General features: G+C 42.1%; 13 protein-coding genes. 7 read left to right on the forward strand and 6 right to left on the reverse strand.

Features of this window, described 5'->3' with window-relative positions:
* Nucleotides 1–343: 343 nt before the first annotated feature.
* On the forward strand, nt 344–1,159 hold the full coding sequence (locus AC5JMF_RS08130) for a DUF1206 domain-containing protein (RefSeq protein ID WP_495795197.1): 816 nt from the start codon (nt 344–346) through the stop codon (nt 1,157–1,159).
* Between the two features lie 115 nt (nt 1,160–1,274).
* On the opposite strand, the gene AC5JMF_RS08135 is transcribed toward AC5JMF_RS08130, so the two are convergent.
* Nucleotides 1,275–1,778 carry a shikimate kinase gene (locus AC5JMF_RS08135; protein WP_495795238.1) on the reverse strand — a complete coding sequence of 168 codons (504 nt, stop codon included), beginning with the start codon at nt 1,776–1,778 and terminating at the stop codon, nt 1,275–1,277.
* 318 nt (nt 1,779–2,096) lie between these two features.
* Here AC5JMF_RS08135 and AC5JMF_RS08140 point away from each other — a divergent pair, with 318 nt between their 5' ends.
* Complete coding sequence (locus AC5JMF_RS08140; protein WP_495795198.1) at nt 2,097–2,501, forward strand: hypothetical protein; 405 nt, start codon at nt 2,097–2,099, stop codon at nt 2,499–2,501.
* Between the two features lie 242 nt (nt 2,502–2,743).
* On the opposite strand, the gene AC5JMF_RS08145 is transcribed toward AC5JMF_RS08140, so the two are convergent.
* Nucleotides 2,744–4,372, reverse strand: a complete 1,629-nt coding sequence (locus AC5JMF_RS08145; RefSeq protein ID WP_495795199.1) for an NB-ARC domain-containing protein — start codon at nt 4,370–4,372, stop codon at nt 2,744–2,746.
* A 464-nt stretch (nt 4,373–4,836) separates the two neighbouring features.
* On the opposite strand from AC5JMF_RS08145, the gene AC5JMF_RS08150 reads away from it, so the two are divergent.
* Nucleotides 4,837–5,031 carry a hypothetical protein gene (locus tag AC5JMF_RS08150; protein WP_495795200.1) on the forward strand — a complete coding sequence of 65 codons (195 nt, stop codon included), beginning with the start codon at nt 4,837–4,839 and terminating at the stop codon, nt 5,029–5,031.
* Nucleotides 5,032–5,051: 20 nt separating this feature from the next.
* Here the strand turns inward: AC5JMF_RS08150 and AC5JMF_RS08155 are convergent, their stop codons facing one another.
* The 3 genes from AC5JMF_RS08155 to AC5JMF_RS08165 all read right to left on the reverse strand — a co-directional run bounded on the left by AC5JMF_RS08155 (nt 5,052) and on the right by AC5JMF_RS08165 (nt 9,169).
* The gene (locus AC5JMF_RS08155) at nt 5,052–5,744 is read right to left on the reverse strand and encodes a LapA family protein (RefSeq protein WP_495795201.1); all 693 of its coding nucleotides are present in this window, start codon (nt 5,742–5,744) and stop codon (nt 5,052–5,054) included.
* Nucleotides 5,745–6,095: 351 nt separating this feature from the next.
* Nucleotides 6,096–6,713, reverse strand: coding sequence for a flavin prenyltransferase UbiX (locus AC5JMF_RS08160; RefSeq protein ID WP_495795202.1), 618 nt, complete (start codon nt 6,711–6,713; stop codon nt 6,096–6,098).
* A gap of 92 nt (nt 6,714–6,805) precedes the next feature.
* On the reverse strand, nt 6,806–9,169 hold the full coding sequence (locus AC5JMF_RS08165) for a ribonuclease R family protein (protein WP_495795203.1): 2,364 nt from the start codon (nt 9,167–9,169) through the stop codon (nt 6,806–6,808).
* A 371-nt stretch (nt 9,170–9,540) separates the two neighbouring features.
* Between AC5JMF_RS08165 and AC5JMF_RS08170 the strand changes: the two genes are divergently transcribed.
* Nucleotides 9,541–9,927, forward strand: a complete 387-nt coding sequence (locus AC5JMF_RS08170) for a hypothetical protein (protein ID WP_495795204.1) — start codon at nt 9,541–9,543, stop codon at nt 9,925–9,927.
* 498 nt (nt 9,928–10,425) lie between these two features.
* Nucleotides 10,426–11,328: a slr1353 family protein gene (locus AC5JMF_RS08175; RefSeq protein WP_495795205.1), complete on the forward strand. Its 903-nt coding sequence runs from the start codon at nt 10,426–10,428 to the stop codon at nt 11,326–11,328.
* Nucleotides 11,329–11,426: 98 nt separating this feature from the next.
* Here the strand turns inward: AC5JMF_RS08175 and clpP are convergent, their stop codons facing one another.
* Nucleotides 11,427–12,032: an ATP-dependent Clp endopeptidase proteolytic subunit ClpP gene (gene clpP / locus AC5JMF_RS08180; protein WP_495795206.1), complete on the reverse strand. Its 606-nt coding sequence runs from the start codon at nt 12,030–12,032 to the stop codon at nt 11,427–11,429.
* A 553-nt stretch (nt 12,033–12,585) separates the two neighbouring features.
* Here clpP and AC5JMF_RS08185 point away from each other — a divergent pair.
* Together AC5JMF_RS08185 and AC5JMF_RS08190 are read left to right on the forward strand one after the other, a co-directional pair.
* On the forward strand, nt 12,586–12,738 hold the full coding sequence (locus AC5JMF_RS08185; RefSeq protein WP_495795207.1) for a QAALIT motif small membrane protein: 153 nt from the start codon (nt 12,586–12,588) through the stop codon (nt 12,736–12,738).
* A 174-nt stretch (nt 12,739–12,912) separates the two neighbouring features.
* On the forward strand, nt 12,913–14,970 hold the full coding sequence (locus AC5JMF_RS08190; RefSeq protein ID WP_495795208.1) for a thioredoxin domain-containing protein: 2,058 nt from the start codon (nt 12,913–12,915) through the stop codon (nt 14,968–14,970).
* Nucleotides 14,971–15,021 lie beyond the last annotated feature (51 nt).

A 15,021-nucleotide genomic window follows, 5' to 3' on the forward strand; every position in this document is an offset into this window, starting at 1 on the left:
GCGAAGCGCGTAATTAAGTTTTGTAATGGGGATTGAGCGCAAAGTCACCAGGGGGTTTCCTCCGATCTGAACTTTAGTAAGACAGACCCTAACACAAAACCTGCCGATTATAGAACCGGGGAACTTAAACCCACGGAACTAGTTGAATTTAACAATTAACACTTATTTAAGTAATAACGTTAATTTGAATAATACGCCTCTATTATTAGATATAAATATCTAAAATTTAACTAATTAAAATCATTATAAATTTTAGTGAAAGCGGTACAAAACTTATCTTTTGATAGATGTGAACTTGAGATAAATATTGCTAAAAAAATAAATAAACTTCTCCCTAACTACCATGTCACAACAACTGAGATATCATTCTTCATCGTGGGTTGAAAGACTAGCACGGTTTGGCTATATTTCTAAGGGAGTAGTTTACGGCGTTGTTGGTATCCTGGCAGCACAGGCGGCTTTTGGTACAGGTGGGAGAACAACAGATACTAAAGGCGCTCTTAGTACGATCGCTAATCAACCATTTGGTAAGTTTTTACTAGCTTTGGTAGCAATTGGCTTAATTGGATACGTATTGTGGCGTTTTTTTCAAGTAATTAAAGACCCTGAAAATAAAGGTAACGATGCCAAGGGTTTGGCACAACGAATCGGTTATGCAATTAATGGTTTTATTTATGCAGGTTTAGCCTTCAGTGCCATACGAATTATTAGCGGTTCTGGTGATGGTGGAAGTAGTAACTCTACCGAAGATTGGACTGCACGTTTGCTTTCTCAGCCCTTTGGTAAATGGTTAGTCGGAACTGTAGGAGTATTCATAATTGCTTTAGGTTTCTATCAGTTTTATCAAGCTTATAGTGTCAAATTTCGTAGAGAACTTGATTTATCTGAGTTAGATCACAGAGAAACTCAATGGCTGATTGGAATTTGTAGATTTGGTTTGTTAGCAAGGGGTATAGTATTCTGCATTATCGGTTGGTTTCTGATTCAAGCGGCAACTCAGTCAAATGCCGCTGCTGCTGGAGGGTTGGATGAAGCGTTACAAACTCTCGCTCAACAGCCTTATGGTTCATGGCTTTTGGGCATTGTAGCTTTAGGTTTGGTTGCCTATGGAATCTATACAATAATTCAGGGGCGATACCGTCGCATAACTACAGGCTAGTCGGAGATGAGGGGAATGAGGAAGCAGGGAGCAAGGAGAGGGGAAAAGTTAGATATATGTCTCCCCCTTGCTCCTTTTTCCCTACCTACCCCTGTGCCTGTTCTCCATCCCCAAACTAGTGAGAAACTGACGTTTTTAACACGCTAGGAATTGCTTCCATGATTCTATTAGCAATTTCTTCTGCTGCGTCTCCTTCGCTGACGGTGATTTGCAAATCAGCTTGGGAATAAAGTGGTTGTCGTTGTTCCAGAAGCGATCGCAATTTTTCTTTCGGGTCAGCGTCCTGCAACAGTGGTCTTGTGGTATCCTCTGTTAAACGGCTGTAAAGCAATTCCAGTGGCACATTCAACCACACTATTAAACCATGGTGCAGGTAACTCCAGTTTTCTTGCCGCACTACGATGCCCCCACCTGTAGCTATGGTTAATTTTGTATAAGCACAAACTTGTGCTAATACATCACTTTCTAGCTGGCGAAATGCTGTTTCGCCTTCCTCAGCAAATATTTGATTGATTGATTTACCAGCTGCTTGAACAATCACATCATCAGTATCTACGAACCCATAACCCAATTGCTTTGCTACTAAGCGCCCTACAGTTGTTTTACCAACGCCCATCATGCCAATTAAATATAGGTTGACTCCTTGCAATAAGCTGTCTACCAAATTACTTTGCTCCAGTTATGAGTGATCTTAATCGCTGTTTGAGACTGACAAAAAACCGGATAATGACGGACTTTGAAGCCTTACAATACTTTATTTTAGTACTGACTTGTTGCCTAAAATCAAATTGACGAGCGATCGCAGCCAGCGAACATCTAATATTCAAAGGTGTCTCTTACTCCCAGATAAGAACAGCAAATAGGAAAAACTATTCCCTGTTTGCTGGCTGCGATGATAAAATCTATCATCACTAGCTAGCAATTAGGGGGTTAAAGCATGGCTCATCAACATGGTAATTCCAAAAACCTTATCCCCTACAAATCACAATGGCGACATAAACCGACTAAATCAATCCGAGTACCGGAGATATTTGCAGAACAGATATTAGCTTATGCTCATCAGCTTGATGCTCAAAAAATAGATATGCGAATTGAGCTTGATGACACTAATTGGCTAATTGTTATTGCTCCTTGCGATCCTAGAGGTAACTTTCAAGCTAAAGCCAAATCTATCCAAGGATATCGCTATCACAGAGCCAGTCAAACTTGGTGGTATCGCTTAGAAAAGATTGAGGAAGTTGTAGCTACGTTTCCAGAGTGTGAACCAGATGAAAATGTGAAACAAATACTTGCACTAATTCAAATTGCTAGAGCAAAACAAAATGCAGCGGATATGAACTGATTGTTATCCAAAGAAAGTAGAGAGCGATCGCAATTCATTAGACCTTTTGCAAAAGTCCTTCTTTGCGTTCTCTTCTCTGCGTCTCTGTCTTGAAAAGTTGAGCCACTGCGTTGGACGGGTTCCCCGGCAGCCGCGCAAGTGGCGTTCCTACGGAGGGAAACCCTCCTTCTCCTGACGGAGACGCTACGCGAACAGAACTTTTCGCTGCGCCTCTGCGTGAAAAAAAAATTTATGCAAGAAGTCTATTTTCTAAGGCGATTTTCTTGGATATATTTCTTCAGTTGCGTTGCAAAAATTGTTTGGCTCATCAATAAATGTCCCTGTTTCTGTTCGCTTAATTTAAAATTTTCCTCAATTAAGCGTTCAATTAGATACTCTTTTAATACTGGAGTCTGGGTAAAGCCGGATGCTTGTTTTTCAATTAGCGATCGCTTTTGTAATAACTCTATCGCTTCTAATATTAATCTTGGCGAAAACTGCTTTGACAAGCCTGGTAAAATATCCTGCTGTAATTTCTCCACCGCCACAAAATCCGGTTGGAGAGCAATCCAGTACATAATTTGCTTTTCTAAATCAGACAAGCGAGCAAACTGCTGGTCTAAAATCGCTCGGATATCCCCAAAAATTATATTACCCTGTTCTAGAAATTCGTGTATATTACCAGAAAATAATTCTTGAATCGTAGTAGCAGCTAACTTAATAAGTAAGGGATTGCCTGCATACAACTCGGTGAATAATTTATATTCCTCTGTTTTTAAATTAGAAAATCCCTTTGCTTTTATAATTGGGATGATTTCAATTTGATTTAACCCAGTTAATTTGCAAGAACGAACAGGTAATACTTTTCCTTCCATGGCAGTAATGTCTGGGGGCTTTTCTCGACTTGTTAGTACCAAGCAGCTTTGGTGTTGTGAGTCGCCTATTCTTCTGATCAATTCTCCATACATTTCATAACCTTGATGATAGCAAATTTGTGATAATGAGTTGGTAAAAGTATTTTTAATCTCTAAATTATTGGCTGTTGGAGTGAGATATTTTAATGATTCATTCTCATCATTGCTACATAAAATTGCATCAACATGATCTAAAACAATTAAACAACGACAGGAGCGCAAACAATCAATTAAATACGAAAGTTTATCATCTAAGGTAACTGCTTTTTTTGCCTCTGACTGTGGAGACAAAACTTGGATGATTTGATCTAAGATGACTTCTAGAGGTGGTGCTAGACGTAGCGATCGCCACACTATATATGCAAAGTTATCTTTAATTTCTTCTGCTAGCTTTACAGAAAAAGCAGTTTTCCCAATCCCACCCATACCCAAGAGAACCACTAATCGACAGCGCTCTTGAACTATCCATGATCCAACTACTGCTAGTTCTTTTGTTCGCCCAGAGAATAAACTGATATCTATTGCTTCGCCCCAATCTTGTAGTTGATTTGATGTATTTGTTACTAAATCAATCTCTATTCCTCTGTTAGTGTTTAGAGATGCGATCGCTGACTGTACTCCCAGCCAAACTTTTTTATACCCAGCTTTTTCTAATAAATGAGTAACTCGACTCCAACTTTTTACCTTAACTGAGTGTCCTGCTTGGTTACTCAGCATTTCTTCTATGTATTTGTATAAACCATTAGAAAGATAAACCCTAACAGTACTACTACTACGACTTTGATACACTTTACTCGCAATTTCCGCAGGACTACAACCACAAAGCAAACCTCTAAGAAATTTCTTCTCTACAGGTGTTAGGGCTTTTCCTTTGGCAGAAGCTAAATCTATGTATAACTTTTCCAATTCCCAATTGTTTTTAGCTTCTATAAATTCATCTTCTATGTGATTTGATTGATCAGAATTTATTGTTGCCATTAGCGTTATTTATGTATTTAAAGTAACTAAGGCAATATATTAACGATTCTTGTATGAAAGCAGAATAAGTAAACGATAAATTTATAACGAATTTAGTAACCTTCGTTAGGTGACTTGGCAGTAGTTGATTAGGTATCTTTGGCTTAACAGAAATTTAACAAAAATTGTTTGAAACTTTATCGAAAAAATTTCTGTCTACATAAACAACTAATGATCTATGTCTGATGGGTAATATTCATTAAGCATAAGCACTGGGTTTTTATAAACACAGTACTGTAATTCCAAAGTCTGGCTATAATCAGGTCTAATTAATTAGTGTTTCCAATGATAGTGTAAATAATGACTCGACATAGCAGTAATATACACAGCAACTTTACTAGTTTAAAGGTTTAGGCACAAAAACTACTGCATGTTTCACCTAAGTAAGCCCGAATCAAAGAATTAGTATGACTAAGGTGTCAACCATGACCAGAATTCGAGATATAGTGCAAAAAGCTCTAGCAGCTGGCTATTTAACTGTGGAAGCAGAAAACCGACTTAGGGAACTACTGAGTACCCGTTATGATGTAGAAGATTTTAATGCTTTTATGACTTTGCAGGAAGCTGCGATGACTGGCAAAGTCATTCAGGAGTCTAGAGAACGGTGTGGGATCAAATAGAGACCTAAGATTTTTATATCTCACCGACGGGAGCGTTTATCTTCATCCTCGGTGTCGTCGTCAAAAAATCCCCAATCGTCATCATCTGCTTGATTAGTATTTGGTGGTTGATAAGGCGGGATAATCACCCGGTAATCGGCATCGTAGACTGATTCAGTTTTGCCCACAGCGGTATTTTTTGGTTCTCGGTAGTTATAGGAATAAACTGAATCAGATTGAGAACTGTTTTTAGTATCTGGTTGACGTTCGGAGGTTCGAGAATCTCTAAACTCCTGAGATTGAGAACTGGGAGTAGGCGCTTGTTCTGGCTTTTCATCAAAATTCCAATCATCATCTCTATTATTTGTCTCCCAGTCATCGATGGCTTCATTGGTAGTGTATTGTGTTCTACCAGCTGACGATGCAGGATTGGCAGGTGGAGGTGTAGTTTTTTCTCTTTGATTTACTCTTGTACGCGATGAAGTTGACGTTGCTTGGGATGGAGTTTGGCGTTTTGCGATCGCAAAATAATCGGACAATCTAAATAAGAAAGTGATCACTAAAGATGTTAAAGCACCAGTGGCAGTACTAAACAAAATCCACATAGCTAGTGGTAATGGTAGAGTCCGCATACCCAAAAATACTAGCGATAGGGCAGGAGACCAATTTTGGACTAACAATAACGTTAGCCCTCCCAGTACCGCCACTAATAGAATTAAGCGAATTACAGCCATAGGAATGGGGAATGGGGTTTTACACTAATTGTCCGAAAAAATTATAGATTCAGGCATAGAGAAACCTAAATTAAATCTAGCTTTCTTAATTACGAATTACGCGCTTCGTAGCGGTAGCGTTAGCGCAGCGTCAAGCCTTCTGTTAACAAAGACGCCAAGGGCGAACGGCATAGCTTCGCATAGAGCGAGGTACAAGCGTCCGTAGGAGCGTCATTACGAATTACGAATTACGTTAGCGCAGCGTAAAGCCTGCGGCATAGCTTCGCTTAGAGCGAGTCATCGATAGCGTTAGCGTAAAGCCTACGGCATAGCTTCGCTTAGAGCGACGCTCCTGCGTCGCGTCATTACGAATTACCGCCCTTGCCATCGTTGAATTGGGATGCAGTCAATATCTAGTTGATCTAAAGCACGGGCAACTACAAAATCTACCAAATCCTCAATAGTTTGGGGATTATGATACCAGGCGGGAATCGCAGGCACAATTCTAGTACCAACTTCTGCCAAAGAGGTTAAATTACGCAAGTGAATCAAGCTTAAAGGAGTTTCGCGGGGGACAATTACCAGCTTTCGTCCTTCTTTAAGTTGTACATCTGCTGCTCGCTCTAATAAGTCGGAACTCAAACCAACGGCTATTTTGGCCACTGTACTCATACTACATGGGATAATTATCATCCCCAAAGTCCGAAAGGAGCCACTGGCGATATTGGCCCCGACATCACCCCAGGGATGGCAACGGAGTTTACCTAAAAGTGGAACTCCAGCTTGTTCCCGCCAGAATTGCTCTTGTGCTGTGGGTTCTGGCGGCATCCGCATATCCTGTTCTGATTGCCAAACCATATAAGTTGATTTGGAAGCAACTAGTTCAATTTTATACTCAGCTTCTAGGAGAAATTTGAGTGCGCGAACGGCATAAATTAAACCAGAAGCACCTGATACGCCTAAAATAAGAGGCTTGGTGTTATTTGACACAGGTTTTGCAGGATGAAATGAAAGGCGACACAGTTCAGCTAATATTTTTAGTCACCTATGTAGAGACACCATTGAGCCTTTGTTGGAGATTTTTATTCTTCATCTTCAAGATAAGGTTCTAAATCGTCGTCAGGCTCAATGTCATTTGACATGTAGAAATCTGATACATCATCGTTGGCGTTACTAACACTGAAGTTTTTCGCGACACCATCGCTACCGACAGTGACTAAATCAATTTGCTGGCGATAGTAATCAACACTTTTAACTTGTACAGCCACGCGATCGCCTAGTCTATAGGAAGCGCGATTTTTGCGGCCAAATAGTGCCTGTTGTCTAGCACGATACTCATACCAATCGTCTTTGAGAGAACTGACATGTACTAGTCCCTCAACCCGCAAGGGTACACCAACATGACTACTCACCTCAACTTCTGCGGCGGAGACTTCAATTTCTACAAAGAACCCATAGGACTGAACGCCAGTAATTACGCCTTGAAACACTTGGCCGATGCGTTGTTTCATCAATTGGGCTTTTTGCAGTCCGGCTAAGTCGGCTTCGGCTTCTTGGACTTCTTTTTCTCTGTCGTTGATTTGCACTATGACTCTAGTCAAATCGCTTTGGAGTTCTTGTTGCAATTCTGGGGGTAAGACGTTCCAGTTAATTTCATCGTGACAGGATGAGTGGCGCAGGTTGACGCGCTCTTTGACACGGGTGTTACGGCGATCACGTCCGTGTTCTATTAGAGCATAATATACTCGCTGCATCAGTAAATCTGGGTAACGCCGCAGAGGGGCACTAAAGTGGGTGTATTGCGGTAATGCCAAACCAAAGTGATTACCTTTGCTGGTGCTGTAGAGCGCTGGCTTGAGAGTATCTTGTAACAAGTAAGTCAGAACTTGCTCAGAAGGAGATTCGGCAAAAGCTCTGGTCAATTGTTGATAATCTAGGGGTTGGATATCTACTTCTGGGTCTAATGCCAGTTCTACGCCTAAATTAATCGCCAATTTTAGCATTTCTTGCACATCTTCGAGGTCGGGTGCGCCCTGGACTCGCCAGATGGCAGGAATGCCTAAAGCATTCAAGTGGCTGGCTATCAGTTGATTCACTAGTAGCACAAACTCTGTTAATAGCGATCGCACGGCTAAATCATTAACCACGACAGCCCCCAAAACACCCTCATCATAGTAAGGATTTTGATGGGGCGGCAGATTTAGCTGTAAGCTACCACGAGCCAAGCGTACTTGTTTAACTACCTGTTGCAGGGCTTGTAGGTCTTGCAGCATTTGGATGACTTGTTCTGATTGCTTTGGCACAGGTTGACCTGCGAGAATTGCCTCGGCTTGTTCTTTATTGAGTGCGGTGTCTACGTGAATCACGCTAGGTTGAATTTCCCACTCTTCCAATTGTCCTGATTTGGGGTCAATTGTAATTAAAAAAGAGAGCGCCAGGCGATCGCTACTTGCTACTAAAGAACAACGTTCTGCTACGACTTCAGGCAACATTGGTAGCATTAATTCTCCCAAATAGACAGATCTGCCTCGCTTGAGCGCTTCTCTGTCTAAAGCCTCGTCCGGTTGGATATAATGGGAGAGATCACTGATGTGAAAGCCCAAAACCCAGTATCCATCTGGAGTTTTTTCTAGGCTAAAAGCATTTTCTACTACCTTCGAGTCACCATTCACCCCAGTGATGGTGAAAGTAAATAAATTGCGTAAATCTTGGCGATTTTTGAGATCTGCTTTCAGCAATCTCTTTGGTAATTTCGCTGCTGCTTCTAGAACGTTATCCGGGAAATTGCGGGAAAGATCGTGTTTACAAGTTACCAAATCTATATCGGCAGCTGCTTCGGCATCACTACCGAGAATTTGTACTACCCGACCCAGTGGGGGATATTGTGCTAGGGGATAGCGTAGAACTTCTACATGAGCGAGGTGATCGATAGCATCATCCAATTTGACGCCATTTGCTTGGAGTTTCAACTCAAACAGCAGCCGATCATCCAAGGGTACAGCCCGAAAACCGCTTTCCACTTGTTTAATGCGTGCTAGTAAAGTGTGGTTGGAGCGTTCGAGAATTAGTTTCACTTCTCCTTCAGGAGAGCGACGGCGGCTACCTTCTTTGAGAACTCTCACTAAAACGCGATCGCCATTCCAAGCATTACTCAGATGACTTTCGCGGATGTAAATGTCCTCCGCTCCTTCCATATCTTGAATAGCAAAGCAAAACCCCTTACTAGAACACCGGAGTTTTGCTTCAATTACCCCCTCTTCCGTGACACGCCGATATTTACCGCGTTCTTTCACCAAAATCCCTATTTTTTCTAGAACGTCCAGGGCAATGTGAAGTTTTTGTAAACTATCTTCATCCTCGCAACCAAGTTTCTTTTCTAAAACTTTACGAGCCACCAATTTATCATCGGTGAAATTGGCAAGGAGTGTGGCGATTGAAAATTCCATGCAGTGAACCGACCTTTGGTCAAAACATCATTTTATGAGGATGCTTTCGCGCTCTGGTTTCCCAAGTTGAGCGAAGTATCCGTTGCAAAACCCTTTGGGGTAGGGAACGCTTAACGCTGAACAGGGAACAGTAATAAAAACTTTAGTTGTGGGTTTAGAACTGCACTTCAAGAAAAGATATTTTTCTAGACGCGCAGCGCGAGAAAAACAGTGTTCTGATTTCGATCCCACATTTTTAAGCATGGGTTCCTGTTCCCTACTTAAGAAGTTCTCGTGTCAGAGCAATTTAGCCCAAGAACAAGCGACTTAAGTTCAGAAAGAAAAAGAAACAAGTTCCTTGTTCAATTCCCTAACTCAAACAGTTCCTAGCAATGAGGGCTAAGTGGAACTTTGACTCGTTACTCAGCACGCGGCTCAACGCCCCGCTAACAGCACTCAGCACTACTGAAGGCTTACAAAACACTAACTGGAAACGAATTGCCCTCAAGCAAGGCTCTCGAAGTTCCAAAATCAGGAAGCCGACCTCCCCTTACGGGCAGTTCTGCGTATCTACGAACTTCTCACTACACGACGCTCTCAGAGTTAGCCTGCGTTCAATTCCCTTCACCCAACCAAACTTAAAAAGTACTCCTGAATCAGATTTTGCCCTACTAGTAATTACGCGATGGGTTTTTGAGAAGCCAGTTTTGGAGAATTCTCCATGCTGCCCAAAAGCGCTATATATAGAGAAATCACAGGTGTTTGATTGTCTAGATTGAAAGTAATTTTACGCCATCAGACTCTAATTTTTAACTAGGAGGAACTGCTGATAAACCCAATTTTCCTACATGTAGAATCGGTGACAACTAGGTAAGCAGTTTAAGGAGCAGTGAGAGCGAACCTTATTTCCATTATTGTAGATTTGAGCGCACTTCCAGAAAATAGTTCTAAATGACGAGTTAGGTAATTAGTATAGCATTGCCAGAACTACTACTCAGAGGAATCAGCAGTAGCCAAAATTTTTCGCCAAAAATAGCTACTGCTACAATTGGGACACAAGGCAATTCGCAATTCGTAATGCTTCGACTTGTAAGGATCAGCTCATAAGCCTCATATTACGCTCTTTTGTGTTGTGGGCTAGGGACTAGGGGCTAGAGAAGATAGATTTTCATGCCAACGTAGCGGGGCATAAACCTGAGTGTGCATTACTGAGTACTTTTTACTTGACTCAGCACTCAGGATGATAAACAGACTTAGATTAGATTGGTGACAGTATTATGTTGGCTCAATTCCAGAGGTTGTATCCTAACGGTAGCCTGATTTCAGAATTAGTACAAATTTTCCAAGGAAAATATATAGTCCGGGTTAGTGTACAGGTTGAGGGCGTAACCCGTGCGACTGGTATGGCTGCGGCAGAAACAGTAGAAGCGGCAGAAGATCAAGCTAGAAACCGGGCACTAATGGTTTTGGGAATCACGAATGTGCCCCAAGCGACAGCATTTTCTGCTAAACCACCAATATCCCAGGCGCAGCCAAATCCTACTTTAAACACAAGTGGTAGTTTGAGTGAGTTTACTTATTCTGCCACCCAAGATGAGGATTTTGACAGTGATCAGTGGTCAGTAAAGAGTGACAAAGAAACATCTGTACCAATCGCCCAAGGAAAAAAAGTCAAATCAGAATCGGTAATCACTAAAAACGAACAATACGATCGCCCAACTAGCGTACCCATTGTCAATGATACGCGAAGTCCAAGTGTAGGCGATCGCCAAGATTCAGTACCCAACTTTGCTGTAACTACCGCCAACCAAGAATCTCTCTTTGATCCCCCAGCAGAAAGCTTAGGCAGCATCTCTAGCAATCAAATTGATCATCAATCTTCCTTGGGGATTTCTGCCAGTAATGTCACCCCTTTTGTACCACGCAATTATGGCAATCAAGAGGATACAGTTCCCCAGACAACAACTCGGAAAAAGAAAAAGAGCGAACCTGTAGATTTATCTGACGTCATTGCCAAAACAGACGTTGAACTCCAGCGCTTAGGCTGGACACCCGAACAAGGAAGAGAGCATCTAATTAAAACTTACGGTAAGCGAGGACGCACCTTGCTTACCGAAGAAGAACTACATGGATTTCTCCAATACCTGCAATCTCAACCAGACCCAGTAGCGGGATTTTGATTGTTGACACTCCCCGTCCTGAAGTTCGGGGATTCTTGGATCGCGGGGAAGGGGAGACGCGGGGATGCAATTTGAATGATTATTAGCTTAACCATTGACTAAACTAGAGCTACTGGACGGCTACCAGCAGCATGACGGTCAATTACTTGGTCAATCAACCCATATTCCCTAGCTGCCTCTGGTGACATAAAAAAGTCACGTTCAGTGTCTTCTGCAATACGCTCAATTGGTTGACCAGTATGTTCGGCTAAATAATCATTGAGCCGCCGTTTGTGGTAAAGAATTTCCCGCGCCTGAATCTCAATATCAGTCGCTTGTCCTTGAGCGCCACCGAGAGGTTGATGAATCATAATTCGAGAATGAGGTAAACTCATCCGCTTACCCTTAGCACCAGCGCTGAGCAGGAAAGCGCCCATACTTGCCGCCAACCCAGTACAGATTGTACAAACATCAGGACGAATATGCTTCATAGTGTCAAAAATACCCATGCCGGCCGTCACTGAACCACCAGGAGAATTGATGTACATATAAATGTCTTTCTCTGAGTCTTCAGCATCTAGGTACAGCAGTTGGGCAACAATCAAGTTTGCTACGTTGCTATCAACTTGTTGTCCTAAAAAGATAATCCGCTCACGTAACAGCCGTGAGTAGATATCAAAGGCGCGTTCGCCCCGACCCGATTGTTCAATAACGATAGGAATCATGAAATTAGGGTGCTTGTAGCTACTTTAAATACATTTTATCGATCGCAGCACCAAACTGGAGTTCGTCTTCTTCTACTGTTTTCGTTATAGATCTAAATTTTTTACTAAAAGTTAATTTCTAAAGAAAATCTTAAGTTTTTAGGATGCATGACATTATATTGATCCATCATGAATAATGATTTTTAATTTGGACTTATTAAGTTATAAAAATACTTTTACAATAAGCATAAACCTTCGGGCACTTTTTAAAGACAAAAGCTGTCTAAAGAGCCAGTTTCATTGAAAGAGGTACAAATTAAAAAAACTATAACTGTTGCTACATCAATATTTTGGCTTTCGCTGCATAATTTTGGTGATAGTAACTAACACCGATAACCAAATTAGACTTGCTGATGGAATACTGTCAGCTATTGATAACATTTTCCAAAATTTTTCAGCTTTCATTTAAACTATAGTCTGGTTATTTTTGTTAGATTCGGTAAATCGATAGTACGAGATGTAGTTAAAGTCAGCAGTCTTGCTTGAATGCTATCCATCTAAAGAGAGACGTGCCATGCTGGAAAAACTTGTACAGGCCGCAATCATCACCTTTTTAATCCACCTGATAGCAGGACTTAGCCCAAATACTAGAATCCAAACAACAGGATCATCTGTACCAGAAAGTCCAGCACATATTATTAGCTTGCTGCTACGCTCCTTTCGATAGAAGTTTGGGGACTGGAAAAGACGCGGGGACGCGGAGAATAACCAATGACAATTCCCAATTCCCTGCTCCCTTATCCCCCTCACCTCTCATCCCCCACACTTTACATCACACTCGATATAACACCCTTGGGAACAGGCTAGACTGAGCAAAGAAGGCAACTATCTGCATTTAATCATGACTAATCGCCTTGCTGAAGCTCAGAGTCTTTACCTTTGCAAACACGCACTAAATCCTATTGACTGGTGGCCTTGGTGTGACGAAGCACTTGCAGTTGCAAGGGTGCAAAACAAACCCATTTTTCTCTCCATTGGCTACTCTAGTTGCCACTGGTGTACTGTCATGGAGGGTGAAGCTTTTTCTGATGTAGCTATTGCCGAGTACATGAATGCCAATTTTCTTCCCATCAAAGTAGATAGAGAAGAAAGACCTGACCTCGACAGCATTTACATGCAGGCTTTGCAAATGATGAGTGGCCAAGGGGGTTGGCCTTTAAATGTGTTTCTCTCTCCAGAAGATTTAGTACCGTTTTATGCTGGTACTTATTTCCCGTTAGAGGCTCGTTATGGTCGTCCTGGTTTTTTGCAAGTGCTGCAAGCGCTACGTCGCTACTACGACACAGAAAAAGAAGACCTGCGCCAACGCAAAGCTCTAATTATTGAGTCTTTACTCACGTCTGCGGTGTTGCAAGACGGTACAATCAGTGAGTCAGAAGACCATGAATTACTCCGGCAAGGCTGGGAAACCAGCACAGGAATCATTACTCCAAGTCAACAAGGCAATAGCTTCCCGATGATTCCTTATGGGGAGTTAGCTTTGCGGGGAACTCGATTTAATTTTGCATCCCGGCATGATAGCAAGCAAGTTTGTACCCAACGGGGTCTAGATTTAGCGCTAGGGGGCATTTATGACCATGTAGGCGGCGGCTTTCATCGCTACACTGTTGACCATACTTGGACAGTACCCCATTTTGAAAAGATGCTCTACGATAATGGACAAATTCTAGAGTATCTGGCAAATTTGTGGAGCGCAGGAGTAGAAGCAGCGCCTTTTGCACGAGCAGTTGCTGGGACTGTATTGTGGCTGAAGCGAGAAATGACCGCACCCGAGGGTTACTTTTATGCGGCTTGTGATGCTGATAGTTTTATTAACGCCACGGCTGTAGAACCGGAGGAAGGAACGTTTTATGTTTGGAGCTATGACGAACTAGAACAACTGTTAACGCCTGTTGAACTAACAGAATTACAACAGCAGTTTACGGTGACTCCTAACGGCAACTTTGAAGGTAAAAATGTCTTACAAAGGGGTCATCCAGGGCAATTAAGTACAACGTTGGAAATATCACTCAGCAAACTGTTTACTGCTCGCTATGGCATTGCACCTGAGTCCTTAGAAACTTTTCCCCCAGCTCGCAATAATCAAGAGGCAAAAACAGTTAATTGGCCTGGTCGTATTCCTTCGGTGACAGATACAAAGATGATTGTCGCTTGGAATAGCTTGATGATTTCTGGTTTGGCAAGAGCGGCTGGAGTCTTTCAACAACCGTCTTACCTGGAATTAGCAGCTCAGGCGGCGAATTTTATTTTAAATCATCAATTTGTGAATGGACGTCTTTATCGACTCAATTATGCAGGTCAACCAGCTGTTTTAGCTCAGTCTGAAGATTACGCCTTTTTTATCAAAGCACTGCTAGATTTGCACGCTTGTGACCCGAATCAAAAACAGTGGTTAGAAAAAGCGATCGCTATCCAAGAAGAATTTAATGAATTTCTTTGGAGTATAGAATTAGGTGGTTATTTTAACACATCTAGTGATGCGAGTCAAGATTTAATTGTGCGAGAGCGTAGTTATGCGGATAATGCTACACCATCAGCTAACGGCGTAGCGATCGCGAACCTTGTCCGTCTCGCCTTGCTTAGTGATAATCTACATTATCTTGATTTAGCTGAACAAGGTTTAAAAGCTTTTAGAAGCATTATGCACCGCGCTCCGCAAGCTTGCCCAAGCTTGTTTACGGCCTTAGATTGGTATCGTAACTCTACTCTAGTTCGCAGCACAAGCGAGCAGATCAACTCTTTGAACCCTAAATATTTACCGACTGCTGTGTTCACCGTAGTTTCTGATTTACCAGAGGGTAGCATCGGGTTAGTTTGCCAAGGTTTGAAGTGTTTAGCGCCAGCAGAAAGTGTAGAGCAGTTGTGGCAGCAAGTCCAGCAAAGTCAGAATAGGGGATGAGGGACTGGGAAACTCGGTCTTAGCCAGATACTTGATTTTTCACGACTACTT

It is taken from the genome of Desmonostoc vinosum (assembly GCF_059505385.1).

Coding starts and splice junctions, on each gene's coding strand:
- AC5JMF_RS08135 (WP_495795238.1), bottom strand. CDS start 1,778: ATGATGGGCGTTGGTAAAACAACTGTAGGGCGCTTAGTAGCAAAGCAA.
- AC5JMF_RS08150 (WP_495795200.1), top strand. CDS start 4,837: ATGACCAGAATTCGAGATATAGTGCAAAAAGCTCTAGCAGCTGGCTAT.
- AC5JMF_RS08165 (WP_495795203.1), bottom strand. CDS start 9,169: ATGGAATTTTCAATCGCCACACTCCTTGCCAATTTCACCGATGATAAA.
- AC5JMF_RS08130 (WP_495795197.1), top strand. CDS start 344: ATGTCACAACAACTGAGATATCATTCTTCATCGTGGGTTGAAAGACTA.
- AC5JMF_RS08185 (WP_495795207.1), top strand. CDS start 12,586: ATGCTGGAAAAACTTGTACAGGCCGCAATCATCACCTTTTTAATCCAC.
- AC5JMF_RS08190 (WP_495795208.1), top strand. CDS start 12,913: ATGACTAATCGCCTTGCTGAAGCTCAGAGTCTTTACCTTTGCAAACAC.
- clpP (WP_495795206.1), bottom strand. CDS start 12,032: ATGATTCCTATCGTTATTGAACAATCGGGTCGGGGCGAACGCGCCTTT.
- AC5JMF_RS08145 (WP_495795199.1), bottom strand. CDS start 4,372: ATGGCAACAATAAATTCTGATCAATCAAATCACATAGAAGATGAATTT.
- AC5JMF_RS08175 (WP_495795205.1), top strand. CDS start 10,426: ATGTTGGCTCAATTCCAGAGGTTGTATCCTAACGGTAGCCTGATTTCA.
- AC5JMF_RS08170 (WP_495795204.1), top strand. CDS start 9,541: ATGAGGGCTAAGTGGAACTTTGACTCGTTACTCAGCACGCGGCTCAAC.
- AC5JMF_RS08140 (WP_495795198.1), top strand. CDS start 2,097: ATGGCTCATCAACATGGTAATTCCAAAAACCTTATCCCCTACAAATCA.
- AC5JMF_RS08155 (WP_495795201.1), bottom strand. CDS start 5,744: ATGGCTGTAATTCGCTTAATTCTATTAGTGGCGGTACTGGGAGGGCTA.